Origin of the sequence: Halobacillus sp. K22 (assembly GCF_052246795.1) — a bacterium.
Lineage (GTDB): Bacteria > Bacillota > Bacilli > Bacillales > Halobacillaceae > Halobacillus.
Genome location: NZ_JBQQCN010000064.1, coordinates 1 through 569, shown reverse-complemented (window position 1 = coordinate 569; position 569 = coordinate 1). Strand labels below are relative to the sequence as shown.

The 569-nt window shown below is 49.9% G+C and carries 3 tRNA genes and 1 rRNA gene; all 4 read left to right on the top strand.

The annotated features are described in order from the left end of the window. Window positions 1-49: 49 nt before the first annotated feature. A tRNA-Pro gene (locus tag ACTWPM_RS20685) sits at window positions 50-126 on the top strand. Between the two features lie 36 nt (window positions 127-162). Next, window positions 163-236 (top strand) — tRNA-Gly (locus tag ACTWPM_RS20680). Window positions 237-253: 17 nt separating this feature from the next. Then, window positions 254-330, top strand: a tRNA-Ile gene (locus ACTWPM_RS20675). A 117-nt stretch (window positions 331-447) separates the two neighbouring features. Next, window positions 448-569, top strand: a 16S ribosomal RNA gene (locus ACTWPM_RS20670); the annotation flags it as partial.

The window sequence follows — 569 nt, the reverse complement described above, 5'->3', positions numbered from 1 at the left end:
TACGGATCAGAAGGTTAGGGGTTCGACTCCTCTCGGGCGCGCCATTATACGGGAAGTAGCTCAGCTTGGTAGAGCACTTGGTTTGGGACCAAGGGGTCGCAGGTTCGAATCCTGTCTTCCCGACCATCGAGCAACTCTTACATTTAATAATAATTATATATTGCGGGTGTAGTTTAGTGGTAAAACCTCAGCCTTCCAAGCTGATGATGAGGGTTCGATTCCCTTCACCCGCTCCATTAATTCTTTAACATTGGGGCCTGTAGCTCAGTTGGTTAGAGCGCACGCCTGATAAGCGTGAGGTCGGTGGTTCAAGTCCACTCAGGCCCACCATGAACACTTTTGATCTTTGAAAACTGAACGAACCAACCAGTACGTCAAGATATTCTTTCATTATTGAAGGAATTCAAACAAGCACATTCGGTGTGCAAATGAGCAAGTCAAGCTACTTTTATGGAGAGTTTGATCCTGGCTCAGGACGAACGCTGGCGGCGTGCCTAATACATGCAAGTCGAGCGCGGGAAGCGAGCGGATCCCCTTCGGGGGTGAAGCTCGTGGAACGAGCGGCGGAC